Source organism: Terrabacter sp. P5_B1, from assembly GCF_056400505.1.
Map to the genome: position 1 here is coordinate 1 of NZ_JBFULD010000553.1, position 1,357 is coordinate 1,357.

General features: G+C 74.3%; 2 protein-coding genes. Both read right to left on the reverse strand.

What is annotated here, in order from left to right:
* Positions 1-94: 94 nt before the first annotated feature.
* The gene (gene prmC / locus AC1DP0_RS21905) at positions 95-1,003 is read right to left on the reverse strand and encodes a peptide chain release factor N(5)-glutamine methyltransferase (RefSeq protein WP_478088694.1); all 909 of its coding nucleotides are present in this window, start codon (positions 1,001-1,003) and stop codon (positions 95-97) included.
* Positions 1,000-1,357: peptide chain release factor-like protein (locus AC1DP0_RS21910; RefSeq protein WP_478088696.1), on the reverse strand; the 358-nt coding region annotated here is incomplete at its 5' end. The genes prmC and AC1DP0_RS21910, both read right to left, overlap by 4 nt.

Sequence of the window (1,357 nt, forward strand, 5' to 3'; positions counted from 1 at the left end):
GGTGGCCCGCGCCTGTGCCGCCGCCCTGGTGTCGGCCGCCACCGGCGCCTCCGACTGAGGCACGGGCACCCGTCCACACCAGAACGGCGAGGGGTCAGCCTGAGCGACGGGCCCGGGTGACGCGCGGGCGACCACCGAGATCGGGGTGGTCGCTGACCTCGACCCACTCCCCCGTGCGCCCCAGCCGGGCCGGCAGGCTCTCTCCCTGCGAGTCGGCGTGCTCGATGAGCACCCACCCGCCCGGGCGCAGCAGTCCGGCGGCCACCCTCGTGACGGCGAGCGGGATGCCCAGCCCGTCCTCGCTGCCGCCGTAGAGCGCGAGCTCGGGGTCGTGTTCACGGACCTCGGGGTCGAGGGGCACGGCACCGACGGGGATGTACGGCGGGTTGATCGTCACGACGTCGACGGCGCGCGCCCAGTCCTCGAAGCACGGCCGCGTCGCGTCGCCCTGCACGAGCTCGACGTCGAGACCGAGCCGGTCGCGGTTGGCGACCGCCCAGGCGTAGGCGTCGGGTGACAGCTCGAGAGCACGCACCTGGACGTCCGGACGTTCGTCCTTGACGGACAGGGCGATCGCCCCGGAACCCGAGCACAGGTCGACGACCCGGACCGGGTGCGGCTGGTCGAGCGAACGGACCCGGTCGACCTCGCCGAGGGCCAGGTCGACGAGCACCTCGGTCTCCGGGCGGGGCACGAAGACCCCCGGACCGACCGACAGCGTCAGCCTGCGGAAGTGGGCGCGGCCGGTGAGGTGCTGGAGCGGGACCCGGGCCGCGCGCTCGTCGACGAGGACGGCATACGCCCCCGGGAGCGTGCGGCCGCCGAGCACCATGAGGCGCCGCACCTCGGAGGCGTCGACGCCGAGCACGTGGGCGGCGAGCTCGACGGCGTCGACGTCGGCTGAGGCCACCYCCGCGTCTCGGAGCCGCGCGGCGGCGGCCCGGATGCCGTCACGCAGGTCGGTCGTGCCGTCGTTCGTGCCGTCGGTCACGCCCTCCGTCATGCCCTCGACCCGTCGTCGGCGAGCGCCGCGAGCTTCGCGGCCTCGTCGGCGTCGAGGGCGGACTGCACGACCGGGTCGAGGTCGCCGTCGAGCACGGCGTCGAGGTTGTAGGACTTGTAGCCGGTGCGGTGGTCGGAGATCCGGTTCTCCGGGAAGTTGTAGGTGCGGATGCGCTCCGAGCGGTCCACGGTGCGCACCTGCGACCGGCGCGCGGCGCTCGCCTCCGCGTCGGCCTCGTCCTGCGCCAGCTGGTGCAGGCGGGCCCGCAGGACGCGCATCGCCGCCTCCTTGTTCTGCAGCTGCGACTTCTCGTTCTGGCACGACACGACGAGCCCGGTCGGCAGGTGGGTGATG